General features: G+C 32.2%; 3 protein-coding genes. All 3 read left to right on the top strand.

Features of this window, described 5'->3' with window-relative positions:
- The first annotated feature begins 503 nt into the window (after positions 1 to 503).
- The 3 genes from ACQKM9_RS21805 (at position 504) to ACQKM9_RS21815 (ending at position 2630) form a co-directional block, all read left to right on the top strand.
- A complete protein-coding gene (locus ACQKM9_RS21805) occupies positions 504 to 920 on the top strand; it encodes a DUF4362 domain-containing protein (RefSeq protein WP_427736569.1) in 417 nt (138 codons plus the stop codon).
- A 532-nt stretch (positions 921 to 1452) separates the two neighbouring features.
- Complete coding sequence (locus ACQKM9_RS21810) at positions 1453 to 1704, top strand: GNAT family N-acetyltransferase (protein WP_427736571.1); 252 nt, start codon at positions 1453 to 1455, stop codon at positions 1702 to 1704.
- 182 nt (positions 1705 to 1886) lie between these two features.
- Complete coding sequence (locus ACQKM9_RS21815; RefSeq protein ID WP_427736570.1) at positions 1887 to 2630, top strand: metallophosphoesterase family protein; 744 nt, start codon at positions 1887 to 1889, stop codon at positions 2628 to 2630.
- The last annotated feature ends 262 nt before the right edge of the window (positions 2631 to 2892 follow it).

The raw sequence follows: 2892 nt of genomic DNA on the forward strand, positions 1-2892 counted from the left end.
ATTGGGTGATTGCACTGCAAACAGGTAGAATTTAAAATTCTCTGGTAGCAGTTGTACAAAGAACTGTATGGTTTTTCTAAGAAAGCCTTATTAAAATAACGGGGCAGGATAGTTGAACAAGAAACACATGTTTTATGATAAAGTATATGTAATATTTTGAGAGATGAGGGAAGTGAAATTGATAAAATATTTAATAGGTTATTCAGCAGGATATTTTGTTAGTATGTTAATAATTTACTTTACCTTTGATTACTTTTCTTGGTCATATGCTGTGGGTTCTTTAACTGGTATAGTTATTTTCGCACTTATTATAAAGATGCTTCTCAGAAAAGATAACTGAATTTATTCTAACCGAATTCTTAATGAACTAACGGGTGCTTTACTTGAAGATCATTGAGTTGCCTAGGCAGCTCTTTTTTCTTATTGAACTAACGGGGCAGGATAGTTGAATAAGTGAAACCGTAAAACAATTTATAAGGTCATATAAATAAAGGGGGGAGTCTATGATAAGATATTTAAGTTTTATAACTCTCAGCGTAATGTTTTTGCTTATAGTTGGTTGTGCCAATATAGAGACGGATTCAAAAAAATTTGTTCCTTCTGATACTGATATTGTGAATAGAAATAATGGTGAAATTGAAAACGAAACTAGGTTAAAAGAATTTATCAAAAATACAGAAACAGGGCTAAAGGATAGTATTCGTGTTGTTGCTTACACGAAAGAAGGAGACCCAATACTAACTGATTTAACATATAACGGAAAGCAGCTTGAAATTACTGAGGATACCACTAGAGATGAGTACGGTAGTGGAGAAAGAAACACATTTGGATGCGAGGAAATTTTAGTTGAAGGAAACAAATACTCTATTATTGGTTGCCAAGGTTACGAAACACCTTATTACTTAGCAGAAGGTAATTAATGTGATTTTCGACTGTGTAATCCTCATCGACCTTCTATCACACCTTGATTTGAGTGCATCCTTCTTCAACTAACGGGTGCTTTACTTGAAGATCATTGAGTTGCATATGCAGCTCTTTTTTTCTTATTGAACTAACGGGGCAGTTTAGTTGAAGAGTGTTGTTCAGCAATTGGGCCAGATTGTGGAGTAATACTCCACAAATGAATTAATATTAATGGTAAAATATAGTTTGAATTATAAGAATATTCAATTGGATATACTAAAGGTCAGTTTAATCAATATTTTTATACAAGTCATTTAATATAGGAGAGTAAAATGAACATTTTATTAAAGAAAATGTCAGAAAAAGAATTTACAATTTATTTCGAAGATAAAGTTGAGAGATATAGCAATGTTCTATCGGAAAATGTACATGAAGTAAACAGCGAAGACCCCCCTTTTTAAAGCACGTAAACAGTTAAATAATCTACTGCCTAAAGGAATAGAAACCTCTAATCATCATTTATTTAATATCTATGAAGATGATCGATTAATTGGATTTATTTGGATAAAGGTAGAAAAGGAAAAGAAAAGTGCATTTCTTTATGAGATTTTTATTTTTGAAGAAAATAGAGGTAAAGGTTTCGGAACTAGAGTGATGAAAAATGTTGAGGAGTGGTTAGAACAGGAAGGGATTTATTACTTTAAACTCCATGTTTTTGGAAGAAATGAAGGGGCTAGGAAACTATATGAGGAACTAGGATTTGAAATAGCGGGGATAAATATGCTCAAAACTATTAATTAACATTTAGTATTTGCCATATTGAACTAACGAGGGCTTTACTTGAAGATCATTGAGTTGCATATGCAGCTCTTTTTTATTTATTAAACTAACGCAGCAGTTTAGTTGAAGAGTGTTGTTTAACTTGTATTCAACGATCGGGCCATTTTGCTGAATAACTTATTGTCCAACAAAAGGAGAGTGTCATGGTGAGGAATATTGCAGTTATTACAGATATACATGGAAACTATTCAGCTCTTAAAGCTGTACTTTCTGATATTGAAAGGGAAAGCAAAGTAGAACATATCTATTGCTTAGGGGATTTGATCGCTATTGGACATGAAACAAATCAAGTCCTTGAAGAACTCCGTTCGAGAAAAGATGTGTCATACGTTTTAGGGAATCATGACGAGGCCATACTCAATATTGTAAATGGTGAGGAACCGGGAAGCCAAGGTGAAGAAAGAGAACATCATTATTGGATAGCAAAAAATATGAATAGAGAATTCATTACTTTTTTAAGTGAAATGCCAAAAAGACTTGAGTGCATAGTCAATGGAAAAAAGATTTTGTTTTTACATTACCATTTGAATGAAAGTAAGCGGTTCTTAAGTATTGATACGAATCCATCTGTAACAAAACTTGATGACTTATATAAAAATGAAGACGCTGATATAATTTGTTTTGGACACCATCATATTTTACATTATTTCAAGGGGAACAATAGAATTTATCTTAATCCAGGGGCATTAGGTTGTAATTCCCGACCGATAGCCACTTATGCAACCATCAGTATTAAGGATGATGGTTGTGTTAATTGTAATGTTAAAGAAGTTGGCTATAATAATAGGGAATTTTTAGTTAATTATTTTCGTTTTGATGTGCCTGCTAAAAATACTTTATTGCGTATTTTTCATGGCAATCAAGATAGAAATATTATTAATGAATAAATTGTACAACTTATTCCAGAATCGGACGCTATTGTGGAATCAGCTTCACTTTTCTTATTCAACTAACGGGTGCTTTACTTGAAGATCATTGAGTTGCATATGCAGCTCTTTTTTCTTTATTGAACTAACGGGGCAGTTTAGTTCAATAAGAGGCGTTTTTAGAAGCATGTTGAATATAGTTAATATATGGTGATAATTCAATTCAACATTTTCTTGGGGGGAGATTTAATTTGAAGAAAATAATGACTTTATTATTTACAAT

The sequence above is a fragment of the Viridibacillus sp. NPDC093762 genome (assembly GCF_050279675.1).
Taxonomy (GTDB): Bacteria; Bacillota; Bacilli; order Bacillales_A; family Planococcaceae; genus Viridibacillus.

What these genes read in the sequence shown, in the direction of transcription:
- ACQKM9_RS21805 (WP_427736569.1), top strand. Translation starts at nt 504, where the DNA reads ATGATAAGATATTTAAGTTTTATAACTCTCAGCGTAATGTTTTTGCTT.
- ACQKM9_RS21815 (WP_427736570.1), top strand. Translation starts at nt 1,887, where the DNA reads ATGGTGAGGAATATTGCAGTTATTACAGATATACATGGAAACTATTCA.